This window comes from uncultured Mycobacterium sp. (assembly GCF_964249325.1).
Classification (GTDB): domain Bacteria; phylum Actinomycetota; class Actinomycetes; order Mycobacteriales; family Mycobacteriaceae; genus Mycobacterium.
The window spans coordinates 10,088-11,034 of the sequence record NZ_CAXUCH010000074.1 but is presented as its reverse complement, the minus strand read 5'-3'; the positions used below and the strand labels follow the sequence as shown (position 1 = coordinate 11,034).

Annotated in this window: 1 protein-coding gene; it reads left to right on the top strand. The window is 70.0% G+C overall.

Features of this window, described 5'->3' with window-relative positions; genetic code table 11:
* On the top strand, nt 1-945 hold the full coding sequence (locus tag ACFE99_RS11635; protein WP_375485378.1) for a protein kinase: 945 nt from the start codon (nt 1-3) through the stop codon (nt 943-945).
* The last annotated feature ends 2 nt before the right edge of the window (nt 946-947 follow it).

Genomic DNA, 947 nt, shown 5'->3' with positions numbered 1-947 from the left:
CTGCTCGCCCAGACCGGCGTAGGTCAGCTCTACCAGGCCGTCGACACCGTCAACAACCGCACGGTTGGGCTCACCCTGCTGCCACCCAGCGTGGATCCCCAACGGTTCATCACCGAGTTGCCCGTCGTCGCGCGAACCGCCGATCCGCACGTCGTCCCCGTCCATGATTGGGGCGAGATCGACGGCGTGTGCTACGTCGCCACAGCCTTGACAGCCGGCGAGACGCTGCGGTCGTTGCTATCCGCGTTCGGGCCGATGAGCCCGCAGCGGGCGGTCGCGATCGTCGAGCAGGTCGCCGCGGCGCTAGATGCCGCGCGTGCCCATCGGTTGATCCACCGGGACGTCAGGCCGGAGAACATCCTCCTTACCGACGACGACACCGCCTACCTGCTCGGCTTCGGCGTCGCCGACCCGGAATTGGCCGCACCGCGACCGACAGCGGGCTCCTATGCGTATACCGCGCCGGAGCGTTTCGACAACGCGCCGCCCAGCACCCGCGCCGACGTGTACTCGCTTGCCTGCGTGTTGACCGAACTGCTGACCGGCGAGCGCCCGTACCCGGCTGCGACCACGGTGGGCCAAGTAATCAAAGCACACTTGACCGCGGCACCGCCCAAGCCGAGTCTGCTTCGCCCGCAAGCGGTTTCACCTCGCTTCGACGCGGTGATCGCACGCGGCATGGCGAAGAATCCGCAACACCGGTACGCGACCGCCGGCGATCTTGCTCACGCGGCCCGAGACGCGCTGTCGGCCCAAGCGGTTGCCGACCAGGCCACGATGGTCGGCCGGGCCAGTGACCTCGCTGCGGTGGCCGCCCGCCGGCGGCTGCCCGAGCTGAACGACGGGGTGCTCGCCTACGCCGGCGCCTACCACGGCTGGGGGTTCCACGAGGACGGCGCCCGCTCCGGCGCCGAGACCGCCGCCAGCCTGGGAGTCGCCTGGTGAAC